Source organism: Mycolicibacterium chitae (assembly GCF_900637205.1).
GTDB lineage: Bacteria > Actinomycetota > Actinomycetes > Mycobacteriales > Mycobacteriaceae > Mycobacterium > Mycobacterium chitae.
The window spans coordinates 5,415,878-5,433,880 of record NZ_LR134355.1; the positions used below are offsets into that span (position 1 = coordinate 5,415,878).

The 18,003-nt window shown below is 69.5% G+C and carries 14 protein-coding genes; 10 read left to right on the top strand and 4 right to left on the bottom strand.

Annotated elements, in window-relative coordinates:
- Window positions 1-6: 6 nt before the first annotated feature.
- Together EL338_RS25830 and EL338_RS25835 are read right to left on the bottom strand one after the other, a co-directional pair.
- Entirely contained in the window at window positions 7-2,547 is a 2,541-nt protein-coding gene (locus tag EL338_RS25830; RefSeq protein ID WP_163791948.1) for a transglycosylase domain-containing protein, read from the bottom strand.
- Window positions 2,540-2,971 carry a DUF5318 domain-containing protein gene (locus EL338_RS25835; protein WP_126336513.1) on the bottom strand — a complete coding sequence of 144 codons (432 nt, stop codon included), beginning with the start codon at window positions 2,969-2,971 and terminating at the stop codon, window positions 2,540-2,542. The genes EL338_RS25830 and EL338_RS25835 overlap by 8 nt, the downstream gene beginning before the upstream one ends.
- Window positions 2,972-3,075: 104 nt before the next feature.
- On the opposite strand from EL338_RS25835, the gene EL338_RS25840 reads away from it, so the two are divergent.
- The 9 genes from EL338_RS25840 to EL338_RS25880 all read left to right on the top strand — a co-directional run bounded on the left by EL338_RS25840 (window position 3,076) and on the right by EL338_RS25880 (window position 12,800).
- Window positions 3,076-3,927, top strand: a complete 852-nt coding sequence (locus tag EL338_RS25840) for a DUF1707 SHOCT-like domain-containing protein (protein ID WP_126336515.1) — start codon at window positions 3,076-3,078, stop codon at window positions 3,925-3,927.
- A 199-nt stretch (window positions 3,928-4,126) separates the two neighbouring features.
- A complete protein-coding gene (locus EL338_RS25845; RefSeq protein ID WP_163792285.1) occupies window positions 4,127-4,669 on the top strand; it encodes a PadR family transcriptional regulator in 543 nt (180 codons plus the stop codon).
- A 62-nt stretch (window positions 4,670-4,731) separates the two neighbouring features.
- Window positions 4,732-5,847 carry an inositol-3-phosphate synthase gene (locus EL338_RS25850; RefSeq protein WP_126336517.1) on the top strand — a complete coding sequence of 372 codons (1,116 nt, stop codon included), beginning with the start codon at window positions 4,732-4,734 and terminating at the stop codon, window positions 5,845-5,847.
- Between the two features lie 83 nt (window positions 5,848-5,930).
- Window positions 5,931-6,815 carry an Rv0045c family esterase gene (locus EL338_RS25855; protein ID WP_126336519.1) on the top strand — a complete coding sequence of 295 codons (885 nt, stop codon included), beginning with the start codon at window positions 5,931-5,933 and terminating at the stop codon, window positions 6,813-6,815.
- Between the two features lie 94 nt (window positions 6,816-6,909).
- Window positions 6,910-8,976, top strand: coding sequence for a PhoX family protein (locus EL338_RS25860; RefSeq protein ID WP_126336521.1), 2,067 nt, complete (start codon window positions 6,910-6,912; stop codon window positions 8,974-8,976).
- An 89-nt stretch (window positions 8,977-9,065) separates the two neighbouring features.
- Window positions 9,066-9,731 carry a GntR family transcriptional regulator gene (locus EL338_RS25865; protein WP_126336522.1) on the top strand — a complete coding sequence of 222 codons (666 nt, stop codon included), beginning with the start codon at window positions 9,066-9,068 and terminating at the stop codon, window positions 9,729-9,731.
- 39 nt (window positions 9,732-9,770) lie between these two features.
- Window positions 9,771-11,549, top strand: coding sequence for an ABC transporter substrate-binding protein/permease (locus EL338_RS25870; protein ID WP_126336524.1), 1,779 nt, complete (start codon window positions 9,771-9,773; stop codon window positions 11,547-11,549).
- Window positions 11,549-12,283, top strand: a complete 735-nt coding sequence (locus EL338_RS25875) for an amino acid ABC transporter ATP-binding protein (protein WP_126336526.1) — start codon at window positions 11,549-11,551, stop codon at window positions 12,281-12,283. The genes EL338_RS25870 and EL338_RS25875 overlap by 1 nt, the downstream gene beginning before the upstream one ends.
- Before the next feature lie 61 nt (window positions 12,284-12,344).
- A complete protein-coding gene (locus EL338_RS25880; protein WP_126336528.1) occupies window positions 12,345-12,800 on the top strand; it encodes a MarR family winged helix-turn-helix transcriptional regulator in 456 nt (151 codons plus the stop codon).
- Here EL338_RS25880 and ggh read toward each other — a convergent pair whose 3' ends face one another.
- Window positions 12,801-14,150, bottom strand: coding sequence for a glucosylglycerate hydrolase (gene ggh, locus EL338_RS25885; protein WP_179967140.1), 1,350 nt, complete (start codon window positions 14,148-14,150; stop codon window positions 12,801-12,803).
- Between the two features lie 46 nt (window positions 14,151-14,196).
- Between ggh and EL338_RS25890 the strand changes: the two genes are divergently transcribed.
- On the top strand, window positions 14,197-14,868 hold the full coding sequence (locus EL338_RS25890) for an SDR family oxidoreductase (protein ID WP_126336532.1): 672 nt from the start codon (window positions 14,197-14,199) through the stop codon (window positions 14,866-14,868).
- A 93-nt stretch (window positions 14,869-14,961) separates the two neighbouring features.
- On the opposite strand, the gene leuS is transcribed toward EL338_RS25890, so the two are convergent.
- Complete coding sequence (gene leuS, locus EL338_RS25895; RefSeq protein ID WP_126336534.1) at window positions 14,962-17,814, bottom strand: leucine--tRNA ligase; 2,853 nt, start codon at window positions 17,812-17,814, stop codon at window positions 14,962-14,964.
- Between the last annotated feature and the right edge of the window lie 189 nt (window positions 17,815-18,003).

Sequence of the window (18,003 nt, forward strand, 5' to 3'; positions counted from 1 at the left end):
CCGGGGTCACGGCGGCGGGGGCGGCGGCGGTACGGGGGCGTTCGGATCAAACGGGGCCGGCGGCGGGGGCGGCAACTCCGGGGGGCCAACCGGCACCGTCGTCGGCGGCCCGATCGGAATCGTGATGCCCGGGGCCACCTCGATACTCGGCTGGATCACGGTGCCGGGCTGCGGCGGCAGCGTCGTCGTCGGCGCCTCGGTGGCCGGATCCCGCGGCGGGGGCGGCGGCGACGGCACGCCCGCGTACCCGCCGATCGACTCCGGCTTGGGGAAGCTCTCCTGATCGGTGCCCTGCAGGGCCCCGTCCATGGTGTCCTTCCAGATGTCCGACGGCAGCCCCGAGCCGTACACCGAACCGCCCCACTGGTTCTTCAGCGGCTTGTTGCCCTGGGTGGTGCCCACCCAGACCGCCGTCGACAACGACGGGGTGTAGCCGACCATCCAGGCGTCCCGGTTGTCGCCGGTGTCGCCGAGCTGATGCGTTCCGGTCTTGGCCGCCGAGGCGCGCCCGCCGGCCAGGCCGTGGCCGTTCGAGTAGGAGGCGATGGGTTGCATGGCCGAGGTGACGTTGTCGGCCACGGACTCGTCGATGCGCTGTTCGCCGCTGTTGTCCTGGCCGCCCGCGTCGAACAGGACGTCGCCGTCGGCGTTGACCACCTTCTGCACGAAGTGCGGCGCCCGGTACACCCCGGACGCGGCCAGCGTCGCGTACGCCGAGGCCATGTCGATGACCCGGGACTGATACTGGCCGAGCACCACGCCGTTGTTGGGCGGGCCGCCCTGGCCGTCCTCGCTCAGGGTGTGCTCGACGCCGGGGAAGCTGGTCGCGATGCCCGCGCGGTGCGCGGCGTCGGCGACATCGGAGGGCCCGTTCTCCAGCTTGAGCATCAGCCGGTAGTAGCTGGTGTTCAGGGACCGCTTCAGCGCCTCGGCGATGTTGCAGGTGCCGCAGCTGCCGCCCTCGACGTTGCCGATCTCGATGCCGTTGACGGTCAGCGGCGAGCTGTCGACCTGATAGCCCAGGCCCATGCCCTGCTCGAGCGCGGCGACGAGCGCGAACACCTTGAACGCCGACCCGGTCGGCAGGCCGGCCTGCGCGAAGTCGAAGCCGTTGGCGTCCGATCCGCCGTAGTACGCCTTGACCCCGCCGGTCTTCGGGTCGATGGAGACCACGGCGGCGCGCATGTCCGGATCCTGGCCCTCGAGCGCGTCGGCCACGGCCTCCTCGGCCGCCTCCTGCGCATCCGGGTCGATGGTGGTGGTGATCTGCAGACCCTCGGTGTTGAGTTGCTGCTCGCTGATGTTGAACAGGTCGAGCAACTCCCGGATGACCTGCCGCTCGATGAGCCCGTTGGGGCCGGTGGTCTGGTTGGCGCTGCCGGCCTGGTCCGGCGGGATGGTCACCGGGAACACCTGCTCGGCGCGCTCCTGCGGGGACAGCGCGCCGATCTCGACCATGCCGTCGAGCACCCAGTTCCAGCGGTCGGCCGCACCCTCGGGGTCGACGGCGGGATCCAGCGTCGACGGGCGCTGGATCAGCGCGGCGAACAGCGCACCCTCGGAGATCGTCAGCTCCTCGACCGGCTTGTCGAAGTACGCCCGGGAAGCCGCCGCGATGCCGTAGGCGCCGCGGCCGAAATAGATGATGTTCAAATACGATTCGAGCACTTGGTCTTTCGACCATTCGCGGGACATCTTGGTGGAGATGACCAGCTCCTTGGCCTTGCGCACCAGACCGCCGACGCCGCTGCGCGCATCACCGACCAACGCGTTCTTCACGTACTGCTGGGTGATGGTCGAACCGCCCTGCATGTCCCCGCCGAAGATGTTGTTCTTGAAGGCGCGGGCGAACCCGGTGAACGAGAAACCGGGGTTGCTGTAGAAGTCCCGGTCCTCGGCGGCCATCACCGCCTCCCGGACGTGCACCGGGATCTGGTCAATCTTGACGTCGACCCGGTTGCCCTCGGGCGGAACTATTTTGGCCAGCTCGGAGCCGTCGCTGGCCAGGATCGTCGACACCTGGTTGGTCCGGATGTCGCCGGGCTTGGGGACGTCGACAATGCTGTAGGCCATCGCGAACGTGATCAGCGGCAGCAGCAGGAACACCACCGCGCACGCGGCCACGCCGCGACGCACCCAGCGCCAGTTGATCTGGAACTGGCCGCGCCCCGATCCGCCGTTGCCACCCGATCCGCCGCCGGTGCGCGGCGGTGGGCCGGGCGGCGGCTTCGGCGGCGGCGGGGTGCCGTCGAGGGCGGCCTTGACGACGTCGATGGGGTCGCGCCAGCGCGGGTCCGCACCCTCGCGCACCGGTGGGATCACCGCGGTGGGACGCAGATCCGGCGCCGGCCCGTCGCCGCGCGCGGCATGCCGGCCGGGACCGGGCTTGGGGTTCGGACCGGGGTTGGGGCGCGGCGCGGGGCGCTTCTCCGGCACCGTGGGCTGTTGCCACGGCGGCCGGGTGGCATCGGTGCGGCGCTGATCGGCAGGCGGTGCTCCCCGCGGAGCATCACTGGCTGACCGGTCGTGGCGCCCTTCGCTATTCACTGGCCGTGCGCGCGCTGTTGCGCGCCGTTCGGGTGCCCCGCTTGGGCGCACTCTTCGGCTTCTTTGGCGCGCCAAGCACGTAGGACTTGACCAGGTGATTCCAACTGCAGGTTCGGCATACCTCCACCACGTGTACCGCGAACTCCTCGAAACGGGTCGCCAGCAGCACCAACTCCTCGGCGGTGCGGGCCGACCCGGACACCGCGCCCAGGTGCTCGCCGAACACCCAGGACACCAGGGTCAGCTGCTCCTTGCGGCAGATCGGGCACATCACCGAGCTGGGTTTTCCGTGGAACTTGGCGGCGCGCAGCAAGTAGGGGTTGGCGTCACACACCTCGGTGACGCCAGTCCGGCCGGAATACACCTCGGCCAGCAGTGAACGCCGCCGCAAGGCGTAATCCACCACCTGTCGCTGCAATCGCACGTTGACCAGAGTACGTCGGCCCGTCGGCCACCGAGGCTCGACCGGCCGCACGCGCGTCCGCGACCGACCGCGCCGAGGCGGGTTCGACCTCCTACGATCGTCGGATGGCGACGCGGCAGACGGCGGGTACCCGGGCCAAGGACAGTGACCGAAACGACACGTGCAAAGTCCTCGACAGCGCGCTGGCCGACGGTCAGCTCACCGGTGTGGAACACCGCCAGCGGGTGGCCGCGGCCACCAGTGCCACCACGCTGGGCGAGCTCGCGGCCCTGGTCGATGACCTGCAGAACGCCAACGCCCCGGTCCAGCTGCCGTCGTTGAACAAGTCGACGAACAAGCCGACCCGCAGCCGGGCCGTGTTGGCGGTGGTGGCCGCGGGCCTCGTCGTGCTGGGCATCGGGATCGGCTGGGGCTTCTCCGGATCGTCGGCTCCCGGCGGCCCGCTGGGCACGGCCGAAGACCCGGGCGCGCAACCCGACGGCGTCGCCCCGGTGGTGCTGACACCGCCGCGGCAGTTGCACTCGCTGGGCGGGCTGACCGGCCTGTTCGAGCAGATGAAGCAGAAGTTCGGCGACACCATGGGATATCGCGCGGTGATCTATCCCGACTACGCGTCGGTCAATCGGCCCGACCCCGGCGAACAGCGCCGCGAGTTCTCCTACTCCTACCGCGGCGGCTGGGACGACCCGTCGTCGTCCGCCAGGAGCGACTCGGCGCGGCTGGTGGACCTGGCCCGCTTCGACCACGAGGCGATCGTCGGCATCCTGCGCGGCGCCCCGGAGACCCTGGGCATCAACCCCGAGGACGTCACCAACACCTATCTGATCATCGACCCATCGGGCGATCCGACGACGCCGGAGGCCGTGGAGATCTCGGTGTACGTGTCCAGTGAGTTCGGCTCGGGCTACATCGAGCTGAATCCCGACGGCAGCCAGAAGCGCATCAACTATCCCTGACCTGGGCATCTCTGGGGCGCGAAGGTGCGCAGACCCGGGATTCTCGCGGCGTGTCGGGCCGGGGGCGCGCACGTTCACGCTGGAGAGTTTTGGGGTAGGGGGTTGGCTGCGGATATATCGGCGCGATACAGTTTCGCGAGGTGTCGATCCGCCGTAACGGCGGGACGTATTGACGAACGCGCAGGGGGAGGTGATCCGGGTGCTCGAACTGGCCATTCTGGGCTTGCTGCTCGAATCGCCGATGCACGGCTACGAACTGCGCAAACGGTTGACCGGTCTCCTCGGCGCCTTCCGCGCCTTCTCCTACGGCTCGCTGTACCCCGCGCTGCGGCGCATGCAGGCCGACGGCCTGATCGTCGAGGACGCGGCCCCCGAAGGCACCACCAAGCTGCGGCGCGCCCGACGCGTCTACCAGCTGAGCGACGCGGGCCGGCAGCGCTTCACCGAGCTGGTCGCCGACACCGGGCCGCAGAACTACACCGACGACGGCTTCGGTGTGCATCTGGCGTTCTTCAACCGCACCCCGGCCGAGGCCCGGATGCGGATCCTGGAAGGCCGCCGCCGCCAGGTGGAGGAACGGCGCGAGGGACTGCGCGAGGCGATCGCGCGGGCCAGCAATTCGTTCGACCGCTACACCAAACAACTGCACCAGCTGGGGCTCGAGTCCAGCGAGCGCGAGGTCAAGTGGCTCAACGACCTCATCGCCGCCGAACGCAGTCAGCCCAGCACCGACCAACCCTGACCACAGCCCTGACCTGAAGAGCAGCACCGAACTACGGCAGTACCGGATTAAGGAGAACACTCATGAGTGAGAACAACGCGACTGCGGCGTCGAATGCGTCCCAGGATGTGCGGGTCGCCATCGTCGGCGTGGGGAACTGCGCGTCCTCGCTTGTGCAGGGCGTGCAGTACTACCAGGACGCCGACGAGAACGGCACCGTTCCCGGCCTGATGCACGTCAAGTTCGGGCCTTACCACGTGCGCGACGTGAAGTTCGTCGCCGCGTTCGACGTCGACGCCAAGAAGGTGGGCTTCGACCTGTCCGAGGCGATCTTCGCCTCCGAGAACAACACCATCAAGATCGCCGACGTGCCGCCCACCGACGTCGTCGTGCAGCGCGGCCCGACCCTCGACGGCATCGGCAAGTACTACGCCGACACCATCGAGGTCTCCGACGCCGAGCCCGTCGACGTCGTCAAGGCCCTCAAGGACGCCAAGGTCGACGTGCTGGTCTCCTACCTGCCGGTGGGCTCCGACGACGCCGACAAGTTCTACGCGCAGTGCGCCATCGACGCGAACGTGGCCTTCGTCAACGCGCTGCCGGTGTTCATCGCCTCCGACCCGGAGTGGGCCAAGAAGTTCGAGGACGCCGGCGTGCCGATCGTCGGCGACGACATCAAGAGCCAGGTCGGCGCCACCATCACCCACCGCGTGATGGCCAAGCTGTTCGAGGACCGCGGCGTGACGCTGGACCGCACCTACCAGCTCAACGTCGGCGGCAACATGGACTTCAAGAACATGCTCGAGCGCGACCGCCTCGAGTCCAAGAAGGTCTCCAAGACCCAGGCCGTCACCTCCAACCTGACCGGCTCGCTGGCCGGCAAGGTCGAGGACAAGAACGTCCACATCGGCCCGTCCGACCACGTCGCGTGGCTCGATGACCGCAAGTGGGCCTACGTGCGCCTGGAGGGCCGCGCCTTCGGCGACGCCCCGCTGAACCTGGAGTACAAGCTCGAGGTGTGGGACTCGCCGAACTCGGCGGGCATCATCATCGACGCGGTGCGCGCGGCCAAGATCGCCAAGGACCGCGGCATCGGCGGCCCGATCATCCCGGCCTCGGCCTACCTGATGAAGAGCCCGCCCAAGCAGCTGGCCGACGACGTCGCTCGCGAGCAGCTCGAGCAGTTCATCACCGGCTGATTCCCGTTTTCCCAAGACTGCGCCCCCGCACCGGAAGTGCGGTGGGCGCAGTCTTGTCATCGGGCACGGGTTATAAAGGCCTGATGATCTCCGACGACGAACTGCTCGAGCTCGACGAGTTCGGCCTGCTGCCCGAGAACGCCGAGCAGGCCGGGGTCCCCGACATCCCGCCCGTGGAGCGCATCGATACCGGGCCGATCAGTTCCCTGCGGTTCGGCACCGCCGACCCGCGCGTGCTGTTCCTGCACGGCGGCGGCCAGAACGCCCACACCTGGGACACCGTGATCCTGGGCCTGGGCCTGCCCGCGGTGGCCGTCGACCTGCCCGGCCACGGCCGCTCGTCGTGGCGCGAGGACGGCGACTACGGCCCGAAGCTCAACGCCGAGACCCTGCGCCCAGTGCTGCGCGAGCTGGCCGCCGACGTCGACCTGGTGGTCGGCATGTCGCTGGGCGGGCTGACCGCGCTGCGCGTGGCAGCCACCGAACCCGCGCTGGTCCCGCAGCTGGTGCTGGTCGACGTGACGCCGTCGGCGCCGGAGCGCCACGAGCAGATGACCAAGGCCCAGCAGGGCGCCGTGGCACTGGTGCGCGGTGAGCGCACCTTCCCCGATTTCGCGGCCATGCTCGACGCCGCGGTGGCGGCCTCGCCGCATCGGGATCGGAACTCGTTGCGGCGCGGCGTTTTCCACAACTCCAAGCGCCTCGACGACGGCAGTTGGACCTGGCGCTACGATTCGTTCCGCAAGGGCGACGGGTTCGAGGGCCTCTGGGACGACGTCCCGGCCATCACCATGCCCACCACCTTGGTCCGCGGCGCCAACTCGTTCTTCGTCAACGACGAGGACGCCGAGTCGTTCGCCAAGGGCGCCCCCGGATTCCGCGACACCATCGTGGTCCCGGACGCCGGCCACTCGGTGCAGGGCGATCAGCCGCTGCGGCTCGTGGAGATCCTGCGCGGGCTGCTCTGAGCACGGTTCGGCTGTTGTTCACCTTCTGATCGGCAAGTGCTCGCTCGGCTGCCGTAGCTTTCCCCGGGTCCCTTCACAGCCCCGGAAGGAAGCCATGGCGCTCGTGCCGTTGAACCTGTTCGTGAACCACCGCGGCAAGTCCAGCCGCCAGCGCGTCACCTGCCGCTACAAGTGCGGCGACGCCTGCGCGCATCCGGCGCCGAACACCAGCCCCAACGAGTACTTCGGCGACGTTGTGCGCCAGGCGGTTTCGCGACGCTCGGTGCTGCAGGCCACCGGGGTGACGGTGCTGGCGGTGGGTGCCGGATCGGCGCTGGCCGCCTGCGGCCGCGACGACCGGACCGCCCCCGTCGCCGACGTCGCCCACACCGAACCCGCCCCCGGGATGAACTTCACCGCGGTGGCCCCCAATACCGAGGACGCCGTCGTGATCCCCGACGGCTACCGACAGTCGGTGGTGATCGGCTGGGGCGACCCGGTGCTGCCCGAGGCCCCGCCGTTCGACGTCAACGTCCAGACCGCGGCCGCCCAACGCCGGCAGTTCGGCTTCAACAACGACTTCGCCGGGTTGCTGCCCATCGACGGCACCGAAGACCGGTACCTGCTGGTCGTCAGCCACGAGTACACCACCGAGCAGTTCATGCACCCCGGCTACGACCCGGAGGCACCCACCCGCGAACAGTTCGAGATCGGCCTTGCCGCCCACGGGCTTTCGGTGGTCGAGGTGCGACGCACACCCGAGGGCCTCGAGCCGGTGCCGGGCCGCTACAACCGACGCATCACCGGCGACACGCCGTTCACCCTGGTCGGGCCGGCCGCGGGCAGCGACCTGGTCAAGACCACGGCCGACCCGACCGGACGCGCGGTGGTCGGCACGTTCAACAACTGCGCCGGCGGTCTGACGCCCTGGGGCACAGTGCTTTCCGCCGAGGAGAACTTCCACGGCTACTTCGGCGCCGCGGAGGGCGCCGAGGCCGGCTCCCCGATCCAGGCCGACCGGCTGGCCCGCTACGGCGTGAAGCTCGAGCCCTCCGAGCGGCGCTGGGAGACCTTCGACCCGCGGTTCGATCCGACCAAGGAGCCCAACGAGATCAACCGCTACGGCTACATTCTCGAGATCAACCCGTGGGACCCCTCCTCCACCCCGGTCAAGCATTCCGCGCTGGGCCGGTTCAAGCACGAGGCCGCCACCATCCACGTCACCGACGACGGCACCGTCGTCGCCTACTCCGGCGACGACGAACGCTTCGACTACATGTACAAGTTCGTCTCGACCAAGAAGATCCGGCCCGGCAAGGATCCGGCGGCGCTGGCGCACAACATGACCGTGCTCGACGAGGGCACGCTGTATGTGGCCAAGCTCGGCAGCGACATCCCCGCCGGTGAGATCGACGGGTCCGGTCGGCTGCCGTCGGCCGGGGCGTTCACCGGCACCGGAACCTGGCTGCCGTTGCTGCGCACCGAGGCCGGCGGCCGCGCCGAATCGCTGGTGCCGGGCATCGCCGCCGACGAGGTCGCGGTGTTCACCCGGTTCGCCGCCGACAAGGCCGGCGCCACCAAGATGGACCGTCCCGAGGACTTCGAGACCAATCCCGTGACGGGCAAGGTCTACCTGGCGCTGACCAACAACGACGAGCGCGGCCTCGACGGCGAACCCGGCCCCGATGCCGCCAACCCGCGCACCGACAACAAGAACGGTCAGGTCCTCGAGATCGTCGACGACCACGCCGGCACCGCGTTCACCTGGGAGTTGCTGCTGGTCTGCGGCGACCCGGCCGCGGCCGACACCTACTACGGCGGCTTCGACAAGAGCCAGGTCAGTCCCATCTCCTGCCCGGACAACCTGGCCTTCGACAGCCACGGCAACCTGTGGATCTCGACCGACGGCAACGCGCTGGACGGCAACGACGGACTGTTCGCCGTCGCGCTGGAGGGCCCGCGCCGCGGCGAGACCCGGCAGTTCCTGACGGTCCCGGTCGGCGCCGAGACGTGCGGGCCCATCGTCACCGACGATCTGGTGGTGGTGTGTGTGCAGCACCCCGGCGAGAGCGACGACCACAGCCTGGCCGACCCGTTGTCGCACTGGCCCGACGGCGGCGACGCCGTGGCACGGCCGGCCGTGGTCGTGGTCTGGCGTGACGAAGGTCCCATCGGGGCCTGAAAGGTAGCCGCCTGCTATCGGTCTCCGATCGCTACCGTGGGTGCGTGTTTTGCCCATCTGCGCCCACCGCCCCGCGCTGAGCGTTCGCGATGCCGAAAAACTACGGGATCAAGGAAAAGGATCAAGTGGTCGCCCACGTGGTGAACCTGATCCTGACCGGGAAGCTCCGCACCGGCGATCGCATAGACCGCAACGAGATCGCGGAGACCTTGGGCCTGAGCCGAGTTCCGGTCCAGGAGGCCGTGGTTCAGCTCGAACACGACGGCATCCTGACGACCCGCTACCACCGCGGTGCCTTCGTCGAACGCTTCGACGAGGACACCATCTTCGAGCATCACGAGCTGTACGGGATGCTCAACGGGATGGCCGCCGCGCGCGCCGCCGCCCACCCGAATCCACCGCTGCTGGAACGCCTCGAGTCGCTCGTGCGGCAGCTGCGGCTGCTCGGTGAGACCCGCTCGTTCCAGGAGTTGGGCCACGAATACCGCACCGCGATCAACGAGGACTACGCCGGGCCGCGGCTGCGGGCGTTGATCCGCGCCACGCAGAACTTCATCCCGCGCAGCCTGTGGAGCGCCTACGACTCGCGGCGCGCCGAACTGGTGGCGTACTACGAGGCCGAGACCGAGGCGATCCGGCGCGGCAACCCCGAGGGCGCCCGCGCCGCCAACATCGGCGTGTCGTCGGCGATGGCCCAGATCATGGTCGCCGAACTGCGCCGACGCGGCGTTCTGGGCGACTTGCGCTCACACTGAACAGAAGCAGCCGACCGCCGAGCGGGCTAGTTTCGACCAATGAGATCTTCCGCCCGCCGACTTCCGGCGCTGTTGATCGTGGCGCTGCTCGGGCTGGGGCTGATCCTGGCCCCGCCCGCCGCCGCCGATCAGTGCGCCCCGCCCGGCATCGACAGCGCCAGCGCGTTACCGACGAACCTGGCCGCCGCGGCCCAGGGCCCTGAACAGGACCGCTACACCACCGCGACGACGGCCCCGCTGGACTCGATCGACGTCGCCGCCCTCGGCCTGGGCACAGCGGGCACCCTGACCGTGGGCACGCTCTCCGATGCGCCGCCGAGCATCTGCATCAACGCCGCCGGCCAGTTCACCGGGTTCGACAACGAAGTGCTGCGCGCCATCGCCGAGAAGCTGGGGCTGCGGGTGAACTTCGTGGGCACCGACTTCTCCGGGCTGCTGGCGCAGGTGGCCTCCCGCCGGTTCGACGTCGGGTCGTCCTCGATCACCACCACCGAACCGCGCCGGCGCACCGTCGGCTTCACCAACGGCTATGACTTCGGCTACTTCTCGCTGGTGGTGCCCAGCGGTTCGCCGATCACCAGCTTCTCCCAACTCGGGCCGGGCCAGCGCATCGGCGTGGTGCAGGGCACCGTCCAGGAGTCCTACGTGGTGGACACCCTCGGGCTGGACCCGGTGAAGTACCCGGACTACAACACCGTCTACGCCAGCCTGAAGACCCGCCAGCTCGACGCGTGGGTGGCGCCGTCGCAGCAGGCCGTCGGCACCGTGCAGCCCGGCGATCCCGCCGAGATCATCGAAAACACGTTCAGCCTGGACAATTTCGTGGCCTACGCGGTGGCGCAGGAGAATCAGCCGCTGATCGACGCGCTGAACTCGGGCCTGGACGCCGTGATCGCCGACGGCACCTGGGCGCGGCTGTATTCGGAGTGGGTCCCGCGGGCGCTGCCGCCGGGCTGGAAGCCCGGGTCGAAGGCCGCCCCCGAGCCGCAACTGCCCGACTTCGCCGCGCTCGCCGAGGCACAGGAACCCGAACGCGCCGAGGGCGCGGCGCCGAAATCCGTGCTGGCGCAGCTCGGTACGGCGTTCTTCAGCTGGGACCTGTACAAGCAGGCCATCCCGGACCTGTTCAAGACCGGTCTGCCCAACACGCTGATCCTGACCTTCTGGGCCGCGGTGATCGGGCTGGTGCTCGGCATGGTCCTGGCCGTCGCGGGGATCTCACGCTCGCGCTGGCTGCGCTGGCCCGCCCGGGTGTACACCGACATCTTCCGCGGGCTGCCCGAGGTGGTGATCATCCTGATCATCGGCCTGGGCTTCGGTCCGGTGGTCGGCGGCCTCACCGGAAACAACCCGTACCCGTTGGGAATTGCGGCCCTGGGGCTGATGGCCGCGGCCTACGTCGGGGAGATCCTGCGCTCCGGCATCCAGAGCGTGGAGGCCGGCCAACTCGAGGCATCCCGCGCGCTGGGCTTCAGCTACTCGTCGTCGATGAAGCTGGTGGTGGTCCCGCAGGGCGTGCGACGGGTGCTGCCCGCGCTGGTCAACCAGTTCATCTCGCTGCTCAAGGCGTCCTCGCTGGTGTACTTCCTGGGCCTGGTGGCCAGCCAGCGCGAACTGTTCCAGGTGGGCCGAGATCTCAACGCGCAGACCGGGAACCTCTCCCCGCTGGTGGCCGCCGGGTTGTTCTACCTGGCGCTGACCATCCCGCTGACGCACCTGGTCAACTACATCGACGCCCGGCTGCGTCGCGGGCGCACCACCTCGGCCGAGGACCCGTTGGATCCGGCGAACCCGGCGACCACTCAGGAGATGATCTGATGGCGATCGAGGCAGTCTCACTGGCGGGCAAGGACATTCACCTAGCCTTCGGACCGACCAAGGTGCTGCGCGGCGTCGACATCGACGTGCCGGCGGGCAGCACCGCCGCGGTGATCGGGCCGTCGGGCTCGGGCAAGTCCACCCTGCTGCGCACGTTGAACCGGCTCTACGAACCCGACAGCGGCGACATCCTGCTCGACGGGCGCTCGGTGCTCCAGGACGACCCGGATCGGCTGCGGCAACGCATCGGCATGGTGTTCCAGCAGTTCAACCTGTTCCCGCACCGCAGCGTGCTGGACAACGTCAGCCTGGCCCCGCGCAAGCTCAAGGGCCTGTCGGCCGAGGCCGCCAAGGATCTGGCGCTGGGCCAGCTGGAACGAGTGGGGCTGCGGCACAAGGCCGATGTGCGGCCGGGCACCCTGTCGGGCGGCCAACAGCAGCGGGTGGCGATCGCCCGGGCGCTGGCGATGTCGCCGCAGGTGATGTTCTTCGACGAGGCCACCTCGGCGCTGGACCCCGAACTGGTCAAGGGCATCCTCGCGTTGATCGCCGAACTCGGTGCCGACGGGATGACCATGGTGGTGGTGACCCACGAGATGGGGTTTGCCCGATCGGCCGCCGACGCGGTGGTGTTCATGGACCACGGCACGGTGGTCGAGGCCGGCCCCCCGGAGCGGATCTTCGAGGCCGCCGAGACCGACCGGCTCCAGCGGTTCCTCTCCCAGGTGCTGTGAACCCCCGCATTTCGACGGAGGTGAAGTCCTGACAGTCTCGGACAGGTTAGACTAGCGAACTATGCCAGAAGGCGACGCCACCCTCCCCGATGTGACCCACCTTGCCGAGGGTCTGCACCGTACCCTGGCGAAGCTGTTCACCCTGCTCAGGCGCAGTGACAATCACACCGAAGCCGCGGGCGAGCTCACGCTGGCGCAGCTGTCGATCCTGGTCACGCTGCTCAATCAGGGCCCCATCCGGATGACCGAGCTGGCGGCCCACGAGCGGGTCCGGACCCCGACCACCACCGTCGCGATCCGGCGCCTCGAGAAGCTCGGTCTGGTCAAGCGCACCAAGGATCCCTCCGATCTGCGCGCCGTGCTCGTGGAGATCACGCCCAAGGGGCACGCGCAGCATCAGGAGGCCCTGACGCACCGCTACGCTTCGCTGGCGGCGCTGCTGCGCGGGCTCAGTCCCGAGGATCTCGAGACGCTCGAGGCCGCGCTGGGCCCCCTGGAACGGCTGGCCGGTGAGTAGTCAGCCCAGCCAGTCGAGCACCGCGGCCGCGGTCCACGACTGCTGCATGCTGCCCAGCGGCGCCCCGGTGAACGGCTCGTAATACTCGGCGAAGGTCCCGTCGCTGGCCTGGCGCAGCCCCTCCCGGCGCAGCGACGCCGAGCGCTCCACCCAGCCGCGTCGGCCGAACGCCCAGGAGAAGAGCCACGTCATCACCGGCCACACCGGGCCACGCCAGTATTCGCGGGCCCGAAAGTCCCGCGACACCGGGGACGTCGACGGGATCAGCGCGTACTTCAGGTCGGGATGCCCGGCAAAGCGCGGGCCCTCCATCAGCTTCAGCAGCGCGCGCTCCCGGTCGTGCGGCAACCCGCCGCACAGCAGGGGGGCGAACTGGGCGACCGTCTCGGTGGCCACCCAGCGCTCCGCACGCACGTCGTAATCCCTTGCTGCGCCCGATCGTTCGTCGCAACTCTCGACGACGCCGCCGCGGAACAGATCCGCCCAGCCGTACAGCTCGCGCACATCGCTACGCGGGCGCCGCTGCTCCTCCCCGATCTCGGCGAGCACCGTGCAGGCCACCGCGAAGATCGCCGAGACGAACACGTCCTCGACGGCGAAGCTCATGACCTTCGGCAGCAAGTCGTCGTCGTAGCGGGCGGCCTTCATCTCCTCGAGCAGCCACAGGTACCGGTCGTACTCGACGTCGGAGGGACGTTGGGTCGCGTCGGTGATGATGCTGTTGTCCGCGCGCTGATACGCGGGCACCGCGCCCGGAATCACGTTGGCGTAGGCGGCATCCCACCGCGGGGAGTTGTCCATCCCGGATTCCCAGCCGTGGTAGAGCGTGATGCGCCCGCGCGAATTCTGGTCGCGGCTCTCGGCGAGCCAGCGGTGCCAGCGCACCAGGGCGTCCCAGCGGCGGTCCAGGAACGCATCGGCGACCGCCCGGCTCGACCGGCCCCGCCGTCGCGCATGATCGAGGATGCGCTGCACGGCGATCGCGTGCACCGGCGGCTGGGTGATCCCCGAGGTGTGCCGGTTGCGCGGGGCGTGCGCGGCCAGGGTCGCGGTGGCCCAGCGCGCCGGGCCGGGGAAGTACCCGTCGACCCCGTTGGCGAACACGATGTGCGGGATCATGCCGTTGGTCCACTGCGCCGACAGCAGAGTGTCGAGTTCGACGACGGCGCGTTCGACGCTCAGCGGGGCCAGCCCGACGGCCACGAACGCCGCATCCCAGCTCCACATGTGCGGATACAGCAGCGGTGCCGCAGTGGTCATGGTGCCCAGGTCATTTCCTCGCAGCAGGTAGGCCGCGCGGGCGGCGAGCTGGGTCGGGGTGAAACTGGGGTCCGGTGCCACGCCCTCCATTCTGCGGCGTCGCGCGGGCGTCCGCCCGCCAACTAGGGTTGCGCACATGCCGACCGCTCTGATCACCGGTGCCTCCCGCGGGCTCGGCGCGGCCATCGCCGCCGCGCTGGCCCCCACCCACACCCTGCTGCTGGCGGGCCGACCGTCGGCCGACCTCGACGCCGTCGCCGAGCGATTCGGCGCGCCCACCTGGCCGTTGGAGCTCACCGATGCCGACAGCATCGAGGCCAGCGCCGAGGTGCTGGCCGAACTCGACGTGTTGGTGCACTGCGCCGGGGTGGCCTACCCGGGGCGGGTCGCCGAATCGACGCCGGAAGAGTGGCGCGCCACCCTCGAGGTGAACGTCGTCGGGGCCGTCGCACTGACCTTGGCGCTGCTGCCGGCGCTGCGCGCGGCCCGCGGTCAGGTGGTGTTCATCAACTCCGGTTCCGGGCGCAACCCCTCCCCCGGGCTGGCGTCGTACTCGGCCAGCAAGTTCGCGTTGCGGGCGTTCGCCGAGTCGCTGCGGGCCGACGAGCCGACGCTGCGGGTGAGCACCGTGTACCCCGGCCGGATCGACACCGACATGCAGCGCGACCTGACCGCCTACGAGGGCCGCGACTACGACCCGGCGCGCTTCCTGAAGCCCGAGACCGTCGCGCAGATCGTTGCCGATGTGGTCACGACGCCACCGGACGGCGACGTGCACGAGGTGGTTGTCCGGCCCCGGCCTCGGTAGCCACGCCTGCGCGAGGGTGCCCAAACCACGTGATTCTGGCGGCGTGTCGGCCGGGGGCGCGCACGCTCGCGCTAAAGGGAGGGGACGAGCTGGTCAGGCGACGATGTTGACCAGCTTGCCCGGCACCACGATGACCTTCTTCGGGGTGGCCCCGGCCAGGAACGCCTGCACCTTCTCGTCGGCGACCGCGGCGGCCTCCAGGGCCTTGGCATCGGCGTCGGCGGGCACCGTGATGTGCCCGCGTACCTTGCCGTTGACCTGGACCGGGTACTCCACGGTGTCCTCCACCAGATACGCCTCGTCGGCCACCGGGAAAGGCCCGTGCGCCAACGACTCCGCGTTACCGAGGCGCCGCCACAGCTCCTCGGCCAGGTGCGGGGCCAGCGGCGCGAGCATCAACACCAGCGGCGCGATCGCGGCGCGCGCGGTGACGCCCGCCTTGGTCAAGTGATTGGTGTATTCGATCAGCTTCGCCGCGGCGGTGTTGTTGCGCAGGTTCGCGTAATCCTCGGACACCCCGGCGATCGCGCGGTGCAGCGCGCGCAACGTCGCGTCGTCCAGTTCGTCGTCGGTGACGCGGTCGGCGCCGGTGGTCTCGTCGACCACCAGCCGCCACACCCGCTGCAGGAACCGGTAGGCGCCCACCACATCCTTGGTGGCCCACGGGCGCGAGGCCTCCAGCGGACCCATCGACATCTCGTAGACGCGCAGCGTGTCGGCGCCGTAGCCGTCGCAGATCTCGTCGGGTGAGATCGAGTTCTTCAGGCTCTTGCCGATCTTGCCGAATTCCTGGAACACCTCGATCTCGCCGGAGTCGGTGGGCAGGAAGAACTTTCCGTCCCGCTCGACGACGTCGGCGGCCGGCACATAGGCGCCCCGGGAATCGGTGTAGGCGAACGCCTGGATGTAGCCCTGGTTCACCAGCCGCCGGTAGGGCTCCTTCGAGCTGACGTGCCCGAGGTCGAAGAGCACCTTGTGCCAGAACCGGGAATACAGCAGGTGCAGCACGGCGTGCTCGACGCCACCGACGTAGAGGTCGACACCGCCCGGATCGTCCGGGCCGTGCTCGGCCGGCCGCGGCCCCATCCAGTACTGCTCGTTCTCCTTGTCGCAGAACGTCTCCGGATTGTGCGGGTCGCAGTAGCGCAGCTCGTACCAGGAGCTGCCGGCCCACTGCGGCATGACGTTGGTGTCGCGGCTGTAGGGCTTGAGGCCGTCGCCGAGATCCAGCTCGACATGCACCCAGTCGACCGCCTTGTTCAGCGGCGGCGACGGTTCGGTGGAGGCGTCCTCCGGGTCGAACAGCACCGGCGAGTAGTCCTCGACGTCGGGCAGTTCCACCGGCAGCGCGGACTCCGGCAGCGGGTGGGCCCGGCCGTCGGCGTCGTAGACGATGGGGAACGGCTCACCCCAGTAGCGCTGCCGGGCGAACAGCCAATCCCGCAGCTTGTACTCGACGCGCTCTTCACCGCGCCCGTCGGCCGTCAGCTTCTCGGCCATGGCCGCCTTGGCGGTCGCGACGTCCATGCCGTTGAGGAAGCCCGAATTCACCAGCGTGCCGTCGCCGGTATGGGCGCCCTGCGAGATGTCGCCGCCGGCAACGACTTCCACGATCGGCAGGCCGAACTCGGTGGCGAAATCCCAGTCCCGCTGGTCGCCGCTGGGCACCGCCATGATGGCGCCGGTGCCGTAGCCGGCCAGCACGTAGTCGGCGATGAAGATCGGCACCGGGGCGTCGTTGGCGGGGTTGACGGCGTAGGCGCCCAGGAACACGCCGGTCTTGGTCTTGTTCTCCTGGCGTTCCAGGTCCGACTTGGCGGCGATCGCCTTGCGGTAGGCGTCGACCGCCGCACCCGGCGTGGCCGCCCCGTAGGTCCAGCGCTCGTCGACACCGTCGGGCCAGGCGTCGGCCACCAGTTGATCCACCAGTTCGTGCTCGGGTGCCAGCACCAGGTACGTCGCGCCGAACAGGGTGTCCGGGCGGGTGGTGAACACCTCGATGTCGCCGGCCGGCGAGTCGAACAGCGCGGTGGCGCCGGTGGAGCGCCCGATCCAGTTGCGCTGCATGGCCTTGACCTTGTCCGGCCAGTCCAGCACGTCCAGGTCGTCGAGCAACCGGTCGGAGTAGGCGGTGATCCGCATCATCCACTGCCGCAGGCGCTTGCGGAACACCGGGAAGTTGCCGCGCTCGCTGCGGCCGTCGGCGGTGACCTCCTCGTTGGCCAGCACCGTGCCCAGACCGGGGCACCAGTTGACCATCGAGTCCGAGCGGTAGACCAGCCGATGGCCGTCGATCACATCGGCGCGGGCCGCGGCGTCCAGGTCCGCCCAGTCGCGGCCGTCGTCGAGAGTTCTTGTGCCGGCCTCGAACTCGGCGACCAGCTCGGAGATGGGCCGCGCCTTCTGGGCGTCGGTGTCGAACCAGGCGTTGTAGATCTGCAGGAAGATCCACTGCGTCCACTTGTAGTAGTCGACGTCGGTGGTGGAGAAACTGCGCCGCGCATCGTGTCCCAGCCCCAGCCGGCCCAGCTGCCGGCGGAAGTTGACGATGTTGGCCTCGGTCCGGGTCCGCGGGTGCGTGCCGGTCTGGATGGCGTACTGCTCGGCGGGCAGCCCGAACGCGTCGAACCCCAGCGCGTGCAGCACGTTGCGGCCCGTCATGCGGAAGTAGCGCGCGTAGACGTCGGTGGCGATGTAGCCCAGCGGGTGCCCGACGTGCAGTCCGTCGCCGGACGGGTACGGGAACATGTCCTGGACGAACATCTTGTCCTCGGGCACCGCGGTGCCCGCCGGCGGCGCCAGCGACCCGACCGGGTTGGGGACATTGAATGTCCCGCGGTCCCGCCAGAGCTGCTGCCAGTCCTGCTCGATCCGGCCCGCGAGCTCCGCGGTGTAGCGGAATTGCGGTGCGTCGGACTCGGCTCCGGAGCTCAGGGGTTCGGTCACCCAGACAGGGTATAAGGGCTGCGCGCCGGGCCAAAAAGCGCGGAAACCCAGTGACCTGGGCAACAGCTTGGTCTCGGTTGAGTTGCGGGGTTGTCAGGGGTTGATTCCAGCTGTGTTCCAGGTGCCCTCGACCCCTGGTTGGGCCTGCGGGCCGGGGCTACAGTCGGCCCCTACGGAAGGGGTGGCGCA

Excerpts from the sequence above, each read along its gene's own strand:
- EL338_RS25840 (WP_126336515.1), top strand. The coding sequence starts at position 3,076 with ATGGCGACGCGGCAGACGGCGGGTACCCGGGCCAAGGACAGTGACCGA.
- EL338_RS25850 (WP_126336517.1), top strand. The coding sequence starts at position 4,732 with ATGAGTGAGAACAACGCGACTGCGGCGTCGAATGCGTCCCAGGATGTG.
- EL338_RS25855 (WP_126336519.1), top strand. The coding sequence starts at position 5,931 with ATGATCTCCGACGACGAACTGCTCGAGCTCGACGAGTTCGGCCTGCTG.
- EL338_RS25860 (WP_126336521.1), top strand. The coding sequence starts at position 6,910 with ATGGCGCTCGTGCCGTTGAACCTGTTCGTGAACCACCGCGGCAAGTCC.
- EL338_RS25865 (WP_126336522.1), top strand. The coding sequence starts at position 9,066 with ATGCCGAAAAACTACGGGATCAAGGAAAAGGATCAAGTGGTCGCCCAC.
- EL338_RS25870 (WP_126336524.1), top strand. The coding sequence starts at position 9,771 with ATGAGATCTTCCGCCCGCCGACTTCCGGCGCTGTTGATCGTGGCGCTG.
- EL338_RS25875 (WP_126336526.1), top strand. The coding sequence starts at position 11,549 with ATGGCGATCGAGGCAGTCTCACTGGCGGGCAAGGACATTCACCTAGCC.
- EL338_RS25880 (WP_126336528.1), top strand. The coding sequence starts at position 12,345 with ATGCCAGAAGGCGACGCCACCCTCCCCGATGTGACCCACCTTGCCGAG.
- ggh (WP_179967140.1), bottom strand. The coding sequence starts at position 14,150 with ATGGAGGGCGTGGCACCGGACCCCAGTTTCACCCCGACCCAGCTCGCC.
- EL338_RS25890 (WP_126336532.1), top strand. The coding sequence starts at position 14,197 with ATGCCGACCGCTCTGATCACCGGTGCCTCCCGCGGGCTCGGCGCGGCC.